The organism is Mesorhizobium argentiipisi (SeqCode) (assembly GCF_037179585.1).
GTDB lineage: Bacteria > Pseudomonadota > Alphaproteobacteria > Rhizobiales > Rhizobiaceae > Mesorhizobium > Mesorhizobium argentiipisi.
In genome coordinates this window covers 113,080-127,590 of sequence record NZ_JAPYKO010000013.1, presented here as the reverse complement: position 1 = coordinate 127,590, position 14,511 = coordinate 113,080, and the positions used below count along the sequence as shown (strand labels likewise).

15 protein-coding genes and 1 riboswitch are annotated in these 14,511 nt (G+C 64.0%); of the genes, 10 read left to right on the top strand and 5 right to left on the bottom strand.

All coding sequences use genetic code 11. From position 1 onward, the window contains the following. The first annotated feature begins 92 nt into the window (after positions 1 to 92). Positions 93 to 1,076, top strand: a complete 984-nt coding sequence (locus O7A05_RS19125; RefSeq protein ID WP_337094546.1) for a hypothetical protein — start codon at positions 93 to 95, stop codon at positions 1,074 to 1,076. Here O7A05_RS19125 and bluB read toward each other — a convergent pair whose 3' ends face one another. Continuing rightward, on the bottom strand, positions 1,077 to 1,808 hold the full coding sequence (gene bluB, locus O7A05_RS19120) for a 5,6-dimethylbenzimidazole synthase (protein ID WP_337094545.1): 732 nt from the start codon (positions 1,806 to 1,808) through the stop codon (positions 1,077 to 1,079). 42 nt (positions 1,809 to 1,850) lie between these two features. After that, positions 1,851 to 2,030: riboswitch (cobalamin riboswitch) on the bottom strand. Positions 2,031 to 2,145: 115 nt separating this feature from the next. Between bluB and O7A05_RS19115 the strand changes: the two genes are divergently transcribed. The 6 genes from O7A05_RS19115 to O7A05_RS19090 all read left to right on the top strand — a co-directional run bounded on the left by O7A05_RS19115 (position 2,146) and on the right by O7A05_RS19090 (position 7,202). Further along, positions 2,146 to 3,072 (top strand): histone deacetylase family protein, encoded by a 927-nt coding sequence (locus tag O7A05_RS19115; RefSeq protein ID WP_337094543.1) that lies wholly within the window; start codon positions 2,146 to 2,148, stop codon positions 3,070 to 3,072. A 3-nt stretch (positions 3,073 to 3,075) separates the two neighbouring features. Next, positions 3,076 to 3,327 (top strand): exodeoxyribonuclease VII small subunit, encoded by a 252-nt coding sequence (locus O7A05_RS19110; protein ID WP_095766752.1) that lies wholly within the window; start codon positions 3,076 to 3,078, stop codon positions 3,325 to 3,327. 193 nt (positions 3,328 to 3,520) lie between these two features. Next, positions 3,521 to 3,787 carry a DUF2277 domain-containing protein gene (locus O7A05_RS19105; RefSeq protein ID WP_112125897.1) on the top strand — a complete coding sequence of 89 codons (267 nt, stop codon included), beginning with the start codon at positions 3,521 to 3,523 and terminating at the stop codon, positions 3,785 to 3,787. Between the two features lie 10 nt (positions 3,788 to 3,797). Next, on the top strand, positions 3,798 to 4,718 hold the full coding sequence (locus O7A05_RS19100) for a pirin family protein (protein ID WP_337094542.1): 921 nt from the start codon (positions 3,798 to 3,800) through the stop codon (positions 4,716 to 4,718). A gap of 138 nt (positions 4,719 to 4,856) precedes the next feature. Beyond that, positions 4,857 to 6,764, top strand: a complete 1,908-nt coding sequence (dxs, locus tag O7A05_RS19095) for a 1-deoxy-D-xylulose-5-phosphate synthase (protein ID WP_337094541.1) — start codon at positions 4,857 to 4,859, stop codon at positions 6,762 to 6,764. A 150-nt stretch (positions 6,765 to 6,914) separates the two neighbouring features. Then, positions 6,915 to 7,202 carry a hypothetical protein gene (locus O7A05_RS19090; RefSeq protein ID WP_337094540.1) on the top strand — a complete coding sequence of 96 codons (288 nt, stop codon included), beginning with the start codon at positions 6,915 to 6,917 and terminating at the stop codon, positions 7,200 to 7,202. Here the strand turns inward: O7A05_RS19090 and O7A05_RS19085 are convergent. Next, a complete protein-coding gene (locus O7A05_RS19085; protein ID WP_337094539.1) occupies positions 7,199 to 7,600 on the bottom strand; it encodes a GFA family protein in 402 nt (133 codons plus the stop codon). The genes O7A05_RS19090 and O7A05_RS19085 overlap by 4 nt on opposite strands. Before the next feature lie 104 nt (positions 7,601 to 7,704). Between O7A05_RS19085 and O7A05_RS19080 the strand changes: the two genes are divergently transcribed. The 3 genes from O7A05_RS19080 (at position 7,705) to O7A05_RS19070 (ending at position 12,699) form a co-directional block, all read left to right on the top strand. Continuing rightward, the gene (locus tag O7A05_RS19080) at positions 7,705 to 8,466 is read left to right on the top strand and encodes a TlyA family RNA methyltransferase (RefSeq protein ID WP_337094538.1); all 762 of its coding nucleotides are present in this window, start codon (positions 7,705 to 7,707) and stop codon (positions 8,464 to 8,466) included. Continuing rightward, a complete protein-coding gene (locus O7A05_RS19075) occupies positions 8,463 to 9,704 on the top strand; it encodes a class I SAM-dependent RNA methyltransferase (protein WP_337094537.1) in 1,242 nt (413 codons plus the stop codon). Before O7A05_RS19080 ends, O7A05_RS19075 begins: the two co-directional genes overlap by 4 nt. Positions 9,705 to 9,870: 166 nt before the next feature. Next, positions 9,871 to 12,699 carry a caspase family protein gene (locus O7A05_RS19070; protein WP_337094536.1) on the top strand — a complete coding sequence of 943 codons (2,829 nt, stop codon included), beginning with the start codon at positions 9,871 to 9,873 and terminating at the stop codon, positions 12,697 to 12,699. A gap of 257 nt (positions 12,700 to 12,956) precedes the next feature. On the opposite strand, the gene O7A05_RS19065 is transcribed toward O7A05_RS19070, so the two are convergent. The 3 genes from O7A05_RS19065 to O7A05_RS19055 form a co-directional block, all read right to left on the bottom strand. Further along, positions 12,957 to 13,628, bottom strand: a complete 672-nt coding sequence (locus O7A05_RS19065) for a transglutaminase-like cysteine peptidase (RefSeq protein WP_337094535.1) — start codon at positions 13,626 to 13,628, stop codon at positions 12,957 to 12,959. Between the two features lie 189 nt (positions 13,629 to 13,817). Next, entirely contained in the window at positions 13,818 to 14,207 is a 390-nt protein-coding gene (locus O7A05_RS19060; protein ID WP_337094534.1) for a type II toxin-antitoxin system VapC family toxin, read from the bottom strand. Next, positions 14,194 to 14,469: an AbrB/MazE/SpoVT family DNA-binding domain-containing protein gene (locus O7A05_RS19055; RefSeq protein ID WP_337094533.1), complete on the bottom strand. Its 276-nt coding sequence runs from the start codon at positions 14,467 to 14,469 to the stop codon at positions 14,194 to 14,196. Before O7A05_RS19055 ends, O7A05_RS19060 begins: the two co-directional genes overlap by 14 nt. Positions 14,470 to 14,511 lie beyond the last annotated feature (42 nt).

Sequence of the window (14,511 nt, the reverse complement as noted above, 5' to 3'; positions counted from 1 at the left end):
GTTTCGGGCCGGCGCAACCCTGCCGCGATTGACAATCGCCGGGGCGAGCGCATGCTCCCCGGCCATTCTCTTAAGGGTGGGAGAGTCGGGGAATGTGGGACTTCAGCATTGGTCAGTCTGTGTTGATCATGATGCGGACATGGCCGTTCATCGTCTTTCGCATGATCGTCTATTTCGGCATCACGGCCGCCTACATCATGGCGACCGGGACCGGCGCCAGCGTCGGTTATGGCGTCGGGCACATCTCGACCGATCCAGACGGTCCGATGTCCTTTGCGCTGTGGGGCGGCGTGGTCGGCTTCGGCGTCGTCTCGATCGCCGTCTACTGGATCCGCGAATACATCCTCTATGTGCTGAAAGCGGGCCATATTGCCGTCATGGTGCATCTGATCGACGGCCATGACGTTCCCGATGGCCAGGGCCAGATCGCCTATGCGAAGGAAGTGGTCACCCAGCGCTTCGCCGAGGCCAACATCCTTTTCGTCGTCGACCAGCTGGTCAAGGGCGCCATCCGCGCCATCACCGGCCTGATCGGCGGCATCGCCGCTTTCCTGCCCATTCCGGGCCTGAGCGGCATCGTCAGCTTCATGAACACGGTGATCCGCCTGTCGCTGACCTATGTCGACGAGATCATCCTCGGCTACAACATCCGCATCAATTCGAACTCGCCATTCGAGACGGCGAGGCAAGGCGTGGTGCTCTACGCGCAGAACGGCAAGCACATGGTCAAGAACGCAGTCTGGCTGGCGGTGATCATGTGGGGCGTGTCCTTCGTCATCTTCCTGTTGATGCTGGCACCCGCCGCCGCGATCCTTTGGGTCATGCCTGGGCAGTTGGCCGGATGGGCCTTCGTGCTCGCCATCGTCTTTGCTTGGGCCTTCAAGGCGGCCTTCATCGAGCCTTTCGCCATCGCCTCGCTGATGCAGGTTTATTTCGAAGCGATCGAGGGACAGGCGCCCAATCCCGAATGGGACCGGCGGCTCGCCGAGACCTCGTCCAAATTCAGGGAACTGCGCGACAAGGCGCTGGGCTCTTTTGGCGGCGGCTCGCGCTGGGATGCCCCGAGAGCCGCCTGATCATGGCTTTGATGGGCCGCCAAGGTTTGCGATTGCCGATTTAAGCGGCGCCTCGCCGGCGCCGCGAAATGTCTCACTCATGACCAGTTCGGGCAATGGCAGGCGCTTGCCCCAGCCATGCGCCTCGAGGTCCGGCTTCGGCGCGAATTCCGAGACGCGGCCGACGCAGAGATAGGCGATCGGCGTGACATGCTCGGGGATCGCGAGAAGCCGCTTCAAAGCCTCGGTTTCGATGATGCTCACCCAGCCGACGCCGACACCTTCGGCCCGCGCCGCCAGCCAGAAATTCTGCACTGCGCAGACGGTGCTGTAGAGATCCATCTCCGGGTTGTGCCAACGCCCGAGAGGCGAGTCCTTCGAGCGATGCCGGTCGCAGGTGATGCATAGATTGAGCGCGCTTTCGCAGATGCCCTCGAGCTTCAGCTTGCGGTAAAGCGCCTGCCGCTCCGCCTCGATCGCCGGCAGCTCCTGCTCGCGAGCCGCGAGGAACAGGTCGCGCACTTGTGTGCGCCGCTCGGCATCGCGGATGACGATGAAATTCCACGGCTGCATATAGCCGACAGATGGCGCATGGTGCGCGGCGGTGATGAGCCGCGCCAGCACGCTGTCATCGAGATCGTCGGGGACAAAATGGCTGCGCACGTCGCGCCTGGTGAACATGGCCCGGTAGACCGCGTCGCGCGCCAATTGGTCAAAGTCGCCGCCACTCGCGGCGATCGCTGCTGCTGTCATCGCTTTTCCCCTTGCGACAAACAGTCCCCCGCCTGACCAAGCGGAAGACCATGTCTGCCGGGCCGGTCTTCTGGCTCGGGATCGTCCCGCATCCGGCGCCTTCCCGTCTTCGACAGTGGCGTTTGCCGGCGCGGTCCCCCTTACAGTGTTGGGCACGCCACGGAGTTCAACCGTGTTCCCGATTCTCCCGCGTCGCGGGCACCAGGCAGCGAGGAGACCTTACAGCGAAGCCCGGCACCCGCCAATGGCATTAGCGACACGGCAAGACGCGATTTTCCCCAGCCATTCGGCCTGCCAAACATGGTCATTGCGGTCATAGGTCCCTAGATTAGGCGCCATGGCCACCCGTCTCTACACGCATCCGATCTTCCTCGAACACCTCACGCCGCCCGGTCATCCCGAGCGGCCCGACCGCCTGCGCGCCATCGAGCGGGTGCTGGACGACGAGGCTTTTTCGGCGCTCGACCGCGTCAAGGCGCCGGAAGGCGACCAGAAAACGATCCTCTACGCGCACCCGGAGGATTTCGTCGAGCGTGTCCGCGCCGCGATCCCTGAGAGCGGCATCGCCTCGATCGACGCCGACACCAGCGCCAGCCCGAAAAGCTGGCAGGCCGTGGTCACCGCGATCGGCGGTGCCAACGCGGCAGTAGACGACGTCTTCGAGGGCCGTGCGGCAAACGTCTTTGTCGCCGCCCGTCCGCCTGGCCATCATGCCGAAAAGACCACCGCGATGGGCTTTTGTCTGTTCAACACGGCGGCGATCGCCGCCCGCTACGCACAAAAGAGGCATCAGGCTGAGCGCGTCGCCATCGTCGACTGGGACGTTCACCACGGCAACGGTACCCAGGACATCTTCTGGGACGACCCGTCGGTGCTCTATTGTTCGACGCATCAGATGCCGCTTTATCCCGGCACCGGCGCGAAAAGCGAGACCGGCGCCGGCAACATCGTCAATGCGCCGCTGGCGCCGCAGACCGGCAGCGATCTCTTCCGCGACGCCTTCCTGTCGCGCGTGCTGCCGTCGATCGACGCGTTCGCGCCGGACCTGATCATCATTTCCGCGGGCTTCGACGCGCACCATCGCGACCCGTTGGCCGAGATCAACCTGACCGAGGACGATTTCGACTGGGCGACCGGGCAATTGATGGAACGCGCCGGCCGCCACAGCTCCAACAGACTCGTCAGCCTGCTGGAAGGCGGCTACGATCTGCAGGGACTGGCATTTTCAGTCGCCGCCCATGTCGGGCGGCTGATGAAGGGATAGAGTATGGCGTTGGAAGGCAATGAGGACGTCAAGGCGATGAGCTTCGAACAGGCGCTCGACGCGCTTGAGAAGATTGTCGATGATCTTGAGCGCGGCGACGTCCCGCTCGACCAGTCGATCAAGATCTATGAACGTGGCGAAGCGCTGAAGGCGCATTGCGACCGGCTGCTGAAAGCGGCCGAGGACAAGGTCGAGAAGATCAGGCTGTCGCGCGATGGCAAGCCAGTGGGAACTGAACCGCTGGACGCCGACTGAGGTGTTGATATTCAGGTGAGGTCGGCCTGCAAATGGCAACTTCCTGCGCTTCCGGTGCTCACGTACTTCAAGTACGCTCCGCTCCGGTTCTCGGAAACCACCATTTTCGGCTCGGCCTGAGCTGAATCTCAACACCTCAGCGGATGATCTCAGACCGGGTAAGGGCAGAGAAAGCAGGTAAGGAGTTCAAGCCATGTGCCGCAACATCAAGACCCTGGCCAATTTCGAGCCGCCGGCGACCAATGACGAAGTGCATGACGCAGCGCTGCAATTCGTGCGTAAGCTGAGCGGCTCGACCAAGCCCTCCAAGCGCAACGAGCACGCTTTTTACCATGCAGTGGAAGCGATCGCGGCCGCTGCGCGCGAATTGATCGACTCGCTCGAAACCAACCAGGAGCCGCGCAATCGCGAGGAAGAGGCTGCCAAGGCGAAGGCCAGGTCGGCGCTGCGTTTCGCCTGAGGGAACCAACATGAGCTTCTTTCCGGGAAACGACCCTGAACCCGGCGATGCCTTCGCCTGCGACCAGATCGAAATGATGGTCGTTCCGAATGCCAAGGACATCGGCGGTTTCGAGGTGCGCCGCGCTCTGCCGACGGCAAAGCGTCGCCTGGTCGGGCCGTTCATCTTCTTCGACCGCATGGGCCCTGCGATCCTGCGCGCCGGCCATCCGCTCGACGTGCGTCCGCATCCGCATATCGGCCTGTCCACCGTCACCTACCTGTTCGATGGCAGGATCAGGCACCGGGATTCGCTCGGCACCGAAATGGTGATCGCGCCGGGCGACGTGAATTTGATGACCGCCGGGCGCGGTATCGTCCATTCCGAGCGCACGCCGGAAGAACTGCGCGGCGCGCCGATGTCGGTTTCCGGCCTGCAGACCTGGCTGGCGCTGCCGGACGGCAAGGAGGAGATCGCTCCGGTGTTCGCGAACACGTCGGTGGCTCGCTTGCCGCAGATCGATGCCGAGGGTGTCAGCGGCCGCGTCGTCATTGGCGCGTTCTCAGGCCTGCGCTCGCCCGTGGCGACCGCCTCGGACACGCTTTACGCCGATCTCAGGCTGGCCGCCGGCGCCAGCGTGAAAATTCCGGCCGATGCCGAGGAGCGCGCCATCTACACGCTGGAGGGCAACGTCTCGCTCGGCGGCGATGTTTTCCCGGCCGAACGGCTTCTGGTGTGCAAGCCGGGCGAGGAGATCGTCGTTTCCTCCGAGCGCGGTGCGCATTTCATGCTGTTCGGCGGCGCTTCGCTGGGCTCCAAGCGCTATATCTGGTGGAATTTCGTCTCGTCCTCGAAAGAACGCATCGAGCAGGCCAAGCAGGAATGGAAGACGGGCCGCTTCGATATGGTTCCTGGCGACGAGGAAGAGTTCATCCCGCTGCCCGAGAGCTAAGGGACCACCCGCGCGTCACTGGCGCGCATTTACATCCGCCCGCCGGCGGCCTATTGCCGCGCATGATTATGGCGCAATCTGCTGGTAGCGCCGTGTTCGGTCAATTTGAAGGGTCAATTTGAAGCAGGACGCGCCCGAGTGAAGCCAGATACGCCGCTGCTCGACAAGGTCCGCATTCCGGCGGATTTGCGGACGCTTGATGAGAGCGCGCTGCCGCAGCTTGCCGCGGAACTCCGCGCCGAGCTCATTGACGCCGTGTCGCAGACCGGCGGCCATCTCGGCGCCGGCCTCGGCGTTGTCGAACTGACCGTCGCGCTGCACTATGTCTTCAACACGCCGCAGGACCGGCTGATCTGGGACGTTGGCCACCAGGCCTATCCGCATAAGATCCTAACCGGCCGCCGCGACCGCATCCGCACGCTGCGCCAGGAAGGCGGTCTCTCCGGGTTCACCCGGCGCGCCGAGAGCGAATACGACCCGTTCGGCGCCGCGCATTCCTCGACCTCGATTTCGGCCGGTCTCGGCATGGCCATGGCGCGCGACCTGGCAGGTGGCCGCAACAATGTCATTTCCGTCATCGGCGACGGCTCGATGTCGGCCGGCATGGCCTTCGAGGCGCTGAACAATGCCGGCGCGCTCGACGCCCGGCTGACCGTCATCCTCAACGACAACGACATGTCGATCGCGCCGCCGACCGGCGCCATGAGCGCGTATTTGGCCAGGCTCGCTTCCGGCAAGGCCTATCTGGGCCTACGTGATTTCGGCAAGAAGCTGACGTCGTATCTCGGCAAGCGCGCCGACCGCGCCATCACCCGTGCCGTCGAGCATGCGCGCGGCTATGTTACCGGCGGCACCTTGTTCGAGGAGCTTGGCTTCTACCACATCGGCCCCATTGACGGTCACAATCTCGAACATCTGATCCCGGTGCTGAAGAACGTCCGCGACAATGGCAAAGGCCCGGTGCTGATCCATGTCGTGACCCAGAAGGGCAAGGGCTACGCGCCGGCGGAGGCCGCGGCCGACAAATATCACGGCGTCAACAAATTCGACGTCATCACCGGTGCGCAGGCCAAGGCGCCGGCCAACGCGCCCGCCTACACCAAGGTCTTCGCCGAAAGCCTGATCCAGGAAGCGCGTGAGGACGACCGCATCGTCGCCATCACCGCCGCCATGCCGAGCGGCACCGGCCTCGATCTCTTCGGCGAGGTGTTTCCGCAGCGAACCTTCGATGTCGGCATTGCCGAGCAGCATGCGGTGACCTTCGCCGCGGGGCTCGCCACCGAAGGCTACAAGCCTTTCGCGGCCATCTATTCGACCTTCCTGCAGCGCGCCTACGACCAGGTCGTCCATGACGTGGCGATCCAGAAACTGCCGGTGCGTTTTCCCATCGACCGCGCCGGTTTCGTCGGTGCCGACGGCGCCACCCACTGCGGCGCTTTCGATACGACCTTTCTGGCCACGCTGCCGGGCTTCGTCGTCATGGCCGCCGCCGACGAGGCGGAACTGCGCCATATGGTGCACACCGCGGCCGCTTATGATGACGGCCCGGTCGCCTTCCGCTATCCGCGCGGCAACGGCGTCGGCGTCGACATGCCGGAGCGCGGCTCGCTGCTCGACATCGGCAGGGGCCGCATCCTCAAGGAAGGGACCAAGGTCGCGCTGCTTTCCTTCGGCACGCGGCTGCAGGATTGCTTGTTGGCGGCAGAGGAACTTGGCGCTGCAGGCCTTTCCACCACGGTTGCCGACGCCCGCTTCGCCAAGCCGCTGGACGAGGATCTGATCCGGCGGCTCGCCCGTTCGCATGAGGTGCTGGTGACCGTGGAAGAGGGAGCCGTCGGCGGCTTCGCCAGCCAGGTGCTGCATTTCCTCGCCCATGAAGGCCTGCTGGAAAGCGGCCTCAAAGTGCGCCCGCTGGTGCTGCCGGATGTGTTCACAGACCATGCCAAGCCGGAAAAGATGTATGCCGACGCCGGGCTGGATTCGGCCGGCATCGTGCGCACTGTCTTCGCCGCGCTCGGTCGCGGCATGCAGGCGCAGCGCGCCTGAATCAGAACGTCAAGACGCTGAATCGATTTGCCGGCTTCCTGAACCAAGCTTTTGTTAACGCTCCTGTTTTTCGGTTCGCTTACCCTGTCTCTTGGCCGATTTTCAACGGCGCCCTGCTAAGACCTTGGCCCGAGGCAGGGGATAAGAACAATGAAGTCGTTCCTTTGCGGCATGGCCTTGTTGGCTGCAATGGCCGCGTCGGCGGCAGCCGAAACGCGTTACGACCGCAACCTTGAAAAAGCGGTGCTGGATATCGTCGCCGGCAAGATGGGCAACATCCGCGGCGGCTTCTCTTACAAGCAGGTTCCTCAACTCGTCGTGCTACCGGAAGCGGTGCGCGCCGCGCCCACTGCAGTTGAGCCGCCGCGCAAGGAAGCGTCTGGCAATGAGGGCCTGATGCCCGCCGTCGAGCGCCAGGTTTCGCGCACTGTTTTTTAGAACCACATATCGCGTACGCAGCGGCCGTCGCGCGGCAGGTCATCGAAACTATTCAGGCCGTCGAAATGGTCGATCGGCAGGTCGGCGACCTCCTCGGGCGGCGCAAGCCTGACATTGACAGCGATACGCGTGCGGCCGCTTTCGCCGGAGCGCAGGCCGCGCCAGGCGACCACGCAGGCGCAGGTCGGACAGAACAGGATTTCCAGCGCGGGCTCCGCCACCTTGGCGCGTGTGTACGACTTCAGCGGTCCGGCGACGCGGATGCGTTCATCGACATAGTCATAGGCCCAGAGCGCACCGTAGCGGCGGCAAAGCGTGCAATTGCATGCGGTGATTCCACCGGGATCACCCTCCAGCGTCCAATGAACAGCGCCGCAATGACAGGTACCTTTCAGCATTGCCACCTCCACCGGCTGACGAACCGCCTGCTGTCGGCATTCTGCAGCCTCTTGCGCCATATTCAACCATTGCGTTCGCGCCCGGCTTTCGCCAATGAAGTCCGATGAGTTCCCCTTTGCTAGCCAGCCGGCGCCAGCGGCTTGACGAATTGCTCGTCGGGCGTGGCCTGTTTGCCAGCCGTTCACGCGCCCGCGATGCGATCGAGCGCGGCACGGTGACCGTTGATGGCGCCGTCGCCCGCAAGCCGGGCCAACCTGTCGCGCCGGACTGCCTGGTCGCCATCGACGATCCGGCGCAGGCCTATGTGTCGCGCGCCGCACTGAAGCTGATCGCGGGCCTCGACTGTTTCGGCCTCGATCCTTCCGGCAGCGAGGCGCTCGATATTGGCGCCTCGACCGGCGGCTTCACCCAGGTGCTGCTCGAGCGCCGCGCGGCCCATGTCACGGCGATCGATGTCGGCCACGGCCAGATCCACCCCGACATTGCCGGCGACCCGCGCGTCACGGTGATCGAAGGGCTGAACGCGCGCGATCTGACGGCAGCCGATCTCGGCGGCCGCGTTCCCGGTTTCCTTGTCTGCGACGTTAGCTTCATCTCGCTGAAGCTTGCGCTGCCGCCGGCGCTGGAATTGGCGGGCGAGGGCGCCAAGGCAATCCTTCTGGTCAAGCCGCAGTTCGAGGCCGGGCGCGAGGCCATCGGCAAGGGCGGCCTGCTCAAGGGCGATGCCGAACGGATTGCCGCAAATTTGCGCGACTGGCTGGCCGGCGTTCGCGGCTGGCGCGTGCTGGGACTCCAGCCATCGCCGATCGAAGGCGGCGACGGCAACCGCGAGTTCCTGCTCGCCGCCAGGAAGGACGGGCGATGAGCGCACGCTTCACCATCGCCAGGCTCGGTTCGCAGGGCGACGGCATCGCCAATGCCGAAGGCGGGGAGCTCTTCATCCCGTTCACGCTGCCGGGCGAAACGATCACGGCCGCGCGCCAGAAAGACCGCGCCGCGCTGATGTCTGTATTGGAAGCCTCGCCGCTCAGGATCGGCCCGGCCTGCCGCCATTTCACCGAATGCGGCGGCTGCGCGCTGCAGCATTACGAGGCCGCAGCCTACCAGCAATGGAAGCGTGAGAAGGTCGTGCAGGCGCTGAAGGCCAAGGGCATCGTATGCGACATCGCTGCGCTGGTGCCCTGCGCGCCGCACAGCCGCCGCCGCGTCACCTTCAGCGCGAGGCGCACCGAGGCCGGCATGCTGCTCGGCTTCGTGCGCGCGCTGTCTTCCGAGATCATCCCGATCGAGGAATGCCCGATCTCGCTGCCGGCGATCGTCTCGGCGCTCGACAAATTGCGTGCCCTCGCCGGATTGGTCTGCGCCACCCCGAAGGCGTTTCATATGACGGTGACCGTCACCGCTTCAGGCCTCGACACGGCCGTGCACGATGCCGGCAAGCTTGGCGACCATCAGCGCCGTATTGCGTCGAATTTCGTCATGGCCGAAGGTCTGGCGCGGCTTTCCGTCGACGGCGAGATCATCGTCGAGCCGAAGAAGCCGGTCGTGCAGTTCGGGTCGGTCGCGGTCGCCGTGCCGCCCGGCGCCTTTCTGCAGGCGACGGAGGCCGCCGAGCAGGCGATGGCGGACCTTGTCGGCCGGCATCTGTCGCGTGCCAGGAAGGTCGCGGACCTGTTTGCCGGCTGCGGCAGCTTCGCGCTCAGGCTCGCGGCGAAATCAGAGGTTCACGCTGTGGAGGGCGATGCGCCGGCGCTCGCCGCGCTCTACCGCGCCTTCCGCTTCGCCGGCGGCCTGAAGCGGGTGACCAGCGAACGCCGCGACCTGTTCCGCCGGCCGCTGACCTTCAAGGAGTTGAACCTCTTCGATGGCCTGGTCTTCGATCCGCCGCGCGCCGGCGCCGAGGATCAGTCGAAGCAGATCGCCCGCTCCGACGTGCCGCTGGTCGCCGCGGTGTCCTGCAATCCGGTCACGCTGGCGCGCGATCTGCGCATCCTGATCGATGGCGGCTACACGCTGAAGAGCGTCACGCCGATCGACCAGTTCCTGTGGTCGCCGCATGTCGAGGCCGTGGCGCTTTTGGAGAAGCCGAAGCGGCGGCGGTAGCTAGCGGCCTGACCATCGCATAAAATTGTGAAGCCTCTGTTCTTTCGACGAAATTGCGCCCTAAAGCCGCCTTCATGCGGGCTCTTAATTCTGCTGTTAGGGAAACATTCCTGCCTCTCCGGCGTTATCGCGTTGGACGAATGGCGGACAAGGATGGCGGATTGCAATGCGCTCGCTTCGGAACGTCATCGGTCTTGTCGTCGTTCTCATCGCGTTCGCCGTCGCGTCCACGACGGGCGCGCTCGCCCAACAGCAGAAACGTCTCGCATTCGTCATCGGCAACGCCGCCTATCCGTCGGATGCGCTGGTCACCTCCGCGAATGACGCCGGCCTGATCGCGCAGACCCTGCAGGCAGCAGGATTCGATGTGGTTGGCGCACGCGACGTCGACCAGGAATCGTTGCGCAGCGCGCTGCGCGATTTCCTTGGAAAGGTTTCCGCCGCCGGTCCGGACGCGACCGTTTTCGTATACCTCGCCGGCCGCGGCGTGCAGTTCGAAGGTGAGAACTATTTCTTGCCGGTTGACGCCCAGATCGCCAATCCGGCCGACGTGCCGCTGCAGGCCATGCGGCTCTCCGATATCACCAAATCCCTGGCCGGACTGCCGGCGAAGGTCAATATCGTCGTTCTCGACGCGGCTCGGCCGAATGCCCTTCCGAAAATGAGCCAGCCGCTGGCCAGCGGTCTCGCGCTGGTCGACCCCGATCCCAACATGCTGATTGCGTTCAACGCGGCGCCTGGAACGGTTGCGCCGGAAGGCAAAGGCCCATACGGCGCCTATGCTCAGGCGCTCGCCGAGATGATGCGCGAAGGCGGCTTGTCACTTGACGATGTTTTCGACCGCACGCGGCTACGCGTCAACGAGGTGACGCAAGGCGCCGAAATCCCCTGGGACGCCTCGAAGATCAACGCGCCTTTCGTCTTCTTCGAACGCGCTCCGGACGCGCCGCCGCCGAAGGTTTCGGAGGCCGAAGAACGGGCCAACAGGACCAGGCCGATCCGCGACTTCAATGCGCATGACGCTTATGTCGCGGCACTCGATCGCGATACCATGCGCGGCTACGAGGAATTCCTCGTCGCCTATCCGCACGATTCGATGGCCAAGCGTGTGCGGGCCATCATCGCGGCGCGGCGCGAGGCGATCACCTGGCGCGAAACATGGCTGCGGGATACGCCGCAGGCTTATTGGTCCTACCTCGAGCGCTATCCGCACGGGCTGCATGCCTGGGACGCGCGCCGCCGGCTGGAGCATTTCGACGCCGAGCTCGAGCCACCGACGAGCTTCACTGTCATCGTCTACGACGTGCCGCCGCCGCCGCCGGAGGAAATCGTCTATGTCGATCGTCCGGTGCTCTATTTCGACGATCCCGATTTCGATTTTGAGCCGCCGCCCCCGATCGACGTGATATTCCTGCCGCCGCCGCCGCCGGATTTCGTCGTGCTGCCGCCGCCCCCGCCGCCGGTCGATGTCTACGTCCTGCCGACGCCGGTCTTCGTCCCCGTGCCGGTCTGGGTCAGGCCGCCGCGTGACATCGTGCCGCCGCCGAACGACATTATCTTCAACAACATTCACAACACGACCGTCATCAACAACATCAACAACACGACGATCAACAACGAGCCGGCCAATCAGGCCGGACAGCCAAACGCCAACGCACCGAGCGGCCTCACCACACGGCAGAAGATGGCGGTTGGTGCGGGCGCGACCGCGCTGGCGGCCAAGGTGGCGTTGCCGCCGTTGCTGCAGAAAAGGGCGGCGCTGTTCAAGCAAAATCAGGGCGGCCAGCCGCTGAAGCCGGGCCAGGCTGCCACGCAGGGCCAGCAGCCTGGTGCGACGCCGCAATCCCTGGAGCCGGGCCAGGCTATCACGCAAGGCCAGCAGCCGGGTGGGACGCCGCAGGCGAGGACGATGGGCAAACTCTCGACCGATCACGCCTTGCCGGGAGCTGACGGCAAAGCGCTGCCGCTCGTCAATGGCAAACCGGTGCAGAACGCGCCCAATAGGAAGGTGCTGGGCAAGCAAGGCACGGCGAGTGGCAACGAGCAGGCAACCGGGAATGCCGGCGCCCCCGTTACGGGCAACGGCCAGCAGAACGGAGTTGTCGACGATCAGGGCAAGAAGCGCAAGTTCCGCAAGCTGCCGACCGTCAATGGCGCGCCGGGCGAGAGCGGGCAGAACGTCCAGCAGAGGTTCGGGAAGAACAATCCGAATGCGTTGTCCGGCCAGAACGAGGGCAGGCCGAGGAAGCTGACCCGCAAAGATCTGTCGGCAGGCCAGACAGCTGTCGGTCCGAGCGATCAAGGCTCGGACAACGGAGGCGATAAGGGCAAGAAATTCCGCAAGCTGCCGGCGGTCAACGGCGCGCCGGACGAGAACGGGCAGAACGCCCGGCAGAGGTTCGGGAAGAACAATCCGAATGCGTTGTCCGGCCAGAACGAGGGCAGGCCGAGGAAGCTGACACGCAAGGATCTGTCGGCAGGCCAGACAGTTGTCGGCCCGAGCGATCAAGATTTGGCCATCGGAGGCCACAGAAGCAAGAAGTTCCGCAAGCTGCCGACCGTCAACGGTGCGCCGGCCGACAACCGGCCGAGCGTGCAGGAGCGGCTCAGGAGAAACAATCCGAGTGTGTTCTCCGACCAGAATCAGGGCTCGGCCAATGCAAACAGGAAGTTCCGCAGGCCGCCGAGCGACGAAGAAGGTTCCGCCGGCGCAGGCACCAACGTCCAGCGCAACTTCAAGCAGGAAAGGCCGAACGTGCAGGTGCTCAGGCCGCAAAGGCCGCAGTTCCAGGCGCAGCCAAGGCCTCAGATGCAAGAGAGACGCCTGCAGCAGTTGAGGCCTGAGCCTCAGATGCAAGAAAGACGCTTGCAGCAGCAGCGGCCTCAGCCTCAGATACAGGAGCGGCGCCTGCCGCAGCAGCCCAAGGAGCAGCCGCCGCAGGGAAACAAGAAGCCGACCTGCGGGCGTCCTGGCGAGCCGCCCTGCCAGCAGTAGGCCAGCAATGCTTGCCTGGCCGCGGGCGGCAACGTCCCGTTCGTGGGCCGGATTTTACGGCCCGCGAATTTGCGAGGTAGAGAATGTGACGGGTCAGGGCCGTCAAAAGCAGACCAGGCCGCTCTGGTTACGCCGAGCGATTGCGGAAAAAGGTGAAAGGGTCGGCTCGGCGACTTCACCGTAGCCTTCTGTCCGGAATTGCGTCCCAGGGAGATAGCGGCTCGCCGTTTCCGTGAAACGGCAAAACGCTCTGGCTTTTACGAGCTTGGAGACAGCCGTTTCGCCGTGCCGCCGCGCTGGTTGAGCGAAACCCAGACATTCGGGTTCTGCTGCGATTGGCGTTTCAGGAAATAATAGCCGGTGGCGTTCCACGGCCGGATTTCGTCCACCAGATTGTCCAGCACGAGATCGCCCTTGTCGGTCTTCACCGTCAGGATGGTGTGGCCCTCATTGTGAAGATCGCGCACCACCGTCATCAGCAGCGCCTGCCGGGGAAATCCCGCTTCCTGGAGAAGCTTGCGCTTGTAAAGCGCGTAGATCTTGCAATCGCCCTTGCCATCCGTCGGATAGTCCCAGTGGTCCATCATCGTGCCCCAGTGGTCGTAATTGCTGACCGGCTTAATGGAACGGTTCGCCTTCCGGTTTATCCGCTTGAGGATGCTCATGTTCTGCGCCGTCAGCCTGATGCTGGTGGCGGGCAGGCTAGGGACCTTGCACTCTTTCGGCCGGCGATGACAGAAATCGAGCCAGCCATATGGGACGCTGGTGCTGCTGCCGACTGCGGCGGAGCTTGCAGCAGGTCGTGCCGACGTTAGCTTGAACAGCGACGATTGCGCCGCTGCAGGGCCGACTTGCAGCGGTGAGGCGCCAACCAACGAAACAAGGCCAAGGAGGAAGGAAGAGGTCAGAACGCCAGGGGAACGCTGCATTGCCGACACCACCGCAACGAGAAGACTGGCGAGAAGCTAATGCGCAAACGCCCGCCCCGCCAATTAAACAATTAATAATGTCCTAACACGATTGTGTTCACTTCAAGGTGGAGGATGCATTCAAGCCGGAATGCGAGTGTCAGCCCGGCCGATCAATCCGACATGTTCGCAATCCCGATCGCCCGGGCTTTAAGCCTCCCGCACACCTTCAGACCCAGCCGCTTTTGCAGCTTTTACGAAATTGCGGTCAAAGGTTGCAAAGCCGGTACAGTGGGTTGACTTGCCCAGATGCAGCGCATCTGCGAAATCAACGCCCGCCTCGACCAGATCGAGCGCGGAAGCGACAAGAGGGGCATCTTCGATCTCGACCGTAGGAAGCCCGCCAAACTTGCGCAGCGCCCTGACGATATTGGCCTGGTCGTAGCCGTAGGCGCTGCGCAGCACCCACTCGGTTTCCAGGATGACCGTGACGGCGGCAAAGACTTGCCGACCGTCGATTAACCGCCTGGCGCGGGTGGACTGCTCGGGGTGGTCGTTCGTCAAATAGCGAACGATGACGTTCGTATCAATCGCGAGCATGGCGCCGCCGTGCTTCGGCGAGGACGCCCGCGTCCATTTCTTCCAGTGTCTTCGGCGCGCCGCGGGATGGCAGGGTGCCAAAGACATCGTTCGGCTGCGTCGCCGCGAATACGGGCGCTAGCTTCAAAAGCACTCCCTCAGCCGTTTCCTCAACCTCGAGCCTCGTTCCCGCGCCCCACTCTCTCCGCTTCCGGATGGCGCTGGGCAGGATCACTTGCCCCTTGGTCGAGACGGTGGTCGTGAGCTTTTTAGAGGTGGCCACAGTACCTTACCTGTGTAAGACGAAGGTAAGGTAAGTGGTATC

Excerpts from the sequence above, each read along its gene's own strand:
- O7A05_RS19125 (WP_337094546.1), top strand. The coding sequence starts at position 93 with ATGTGGGACTTCAGCATTGGTCAGTCTGTGTTGATCATGATGCGGACA.
- bluB (WP_337094545.1), bottom strand. The coding sequence starts at position 1,808 with ATGACAGCAGCAGCGATCGCCGCGAGTGGCGGCGACTTTGACCAATTG.
- O7A05_RS19115 (WP_337094543.1), top strand. The coding sequence starts at position 2,146 with ATGGCCACCCGTCTCTACACGCATCCGATCTTCCTCGAACACCTCACG.
- O7A05_RS19110 (WP_095766752.1), top strand. The coding sequence starts at position 3,076 with ATGGCGTTGGAAGGCAATGAGGACGTCAAGGCGATGAGCTTCGAACAG.
- O7A05_RS19105 (WP_112125897.1), top strand. The coding sequence starts at position 3,521 with ATGTGCCGCAACATCAAGACCCTGGCCAATTTCGAGCCGCCGGCGACC.
- O7A05_RS19100 (WP_337094542.1), top strand. The coding sequence starts at position 3,798 with ATGAGCTTCTTTCCGGGAAACGACCCTGAACCCGGCGATGCCTTCGCC.
- O7A05_RS19090 (WP_337094540.1), top strand. The coding sequence starts at position 6,915 with ATGAAGTCGTTCCTTTGCGGCATGGCCTTGTTGGCTGCAATGGCCGCG.
- O7A05_RS19085 (WP_337094539.1), bottom strand. The coding sequence starts at position 7,600 with ATGCTGAAAGGTACCTGTCATTGCGGCGCTGTTCATTGGACGCTGGAG.
- O7A05_RS19080 (WP_337094538.1), top strand. The coding sequence starts at position 7,705 with ATGAGTTCCCCTTTGCTAGCCAGCCGGCGCCAGCGGCTTGACGAATTG.
- O7A05_RS19075 (WP_337094537.1), top strand. The coding sequence starts at position 8,463 with ATGAGCGCACGCTTCACCATCGCCAGGCTCGGTTCGCAGGGCGACGGC.
- O7A05_RS19070 (WP_337094536.1), top strand. The coding sequence starts at position 9,871 with ATGCGCTCGCTTCGGAACGTCATCGGTCTTGTCGTCGTTCTCATCGCG.
- O7A05_RS19065 (WP_337094535.1), bottom strand. The coding sequence starts at position 13,628 with ATGCAGCGTTCCCCTGGCGTTCTGACCTCTTCCTTCCTCCTTGGCCTT.
- O7A05_RS19060 (WP_337094534.1), bottom strand. The coding sequence starts at position 14,207 with ATGCTCGCGATTGATACGAACGTCATCGTTCGCTATTTGACGAACGAC.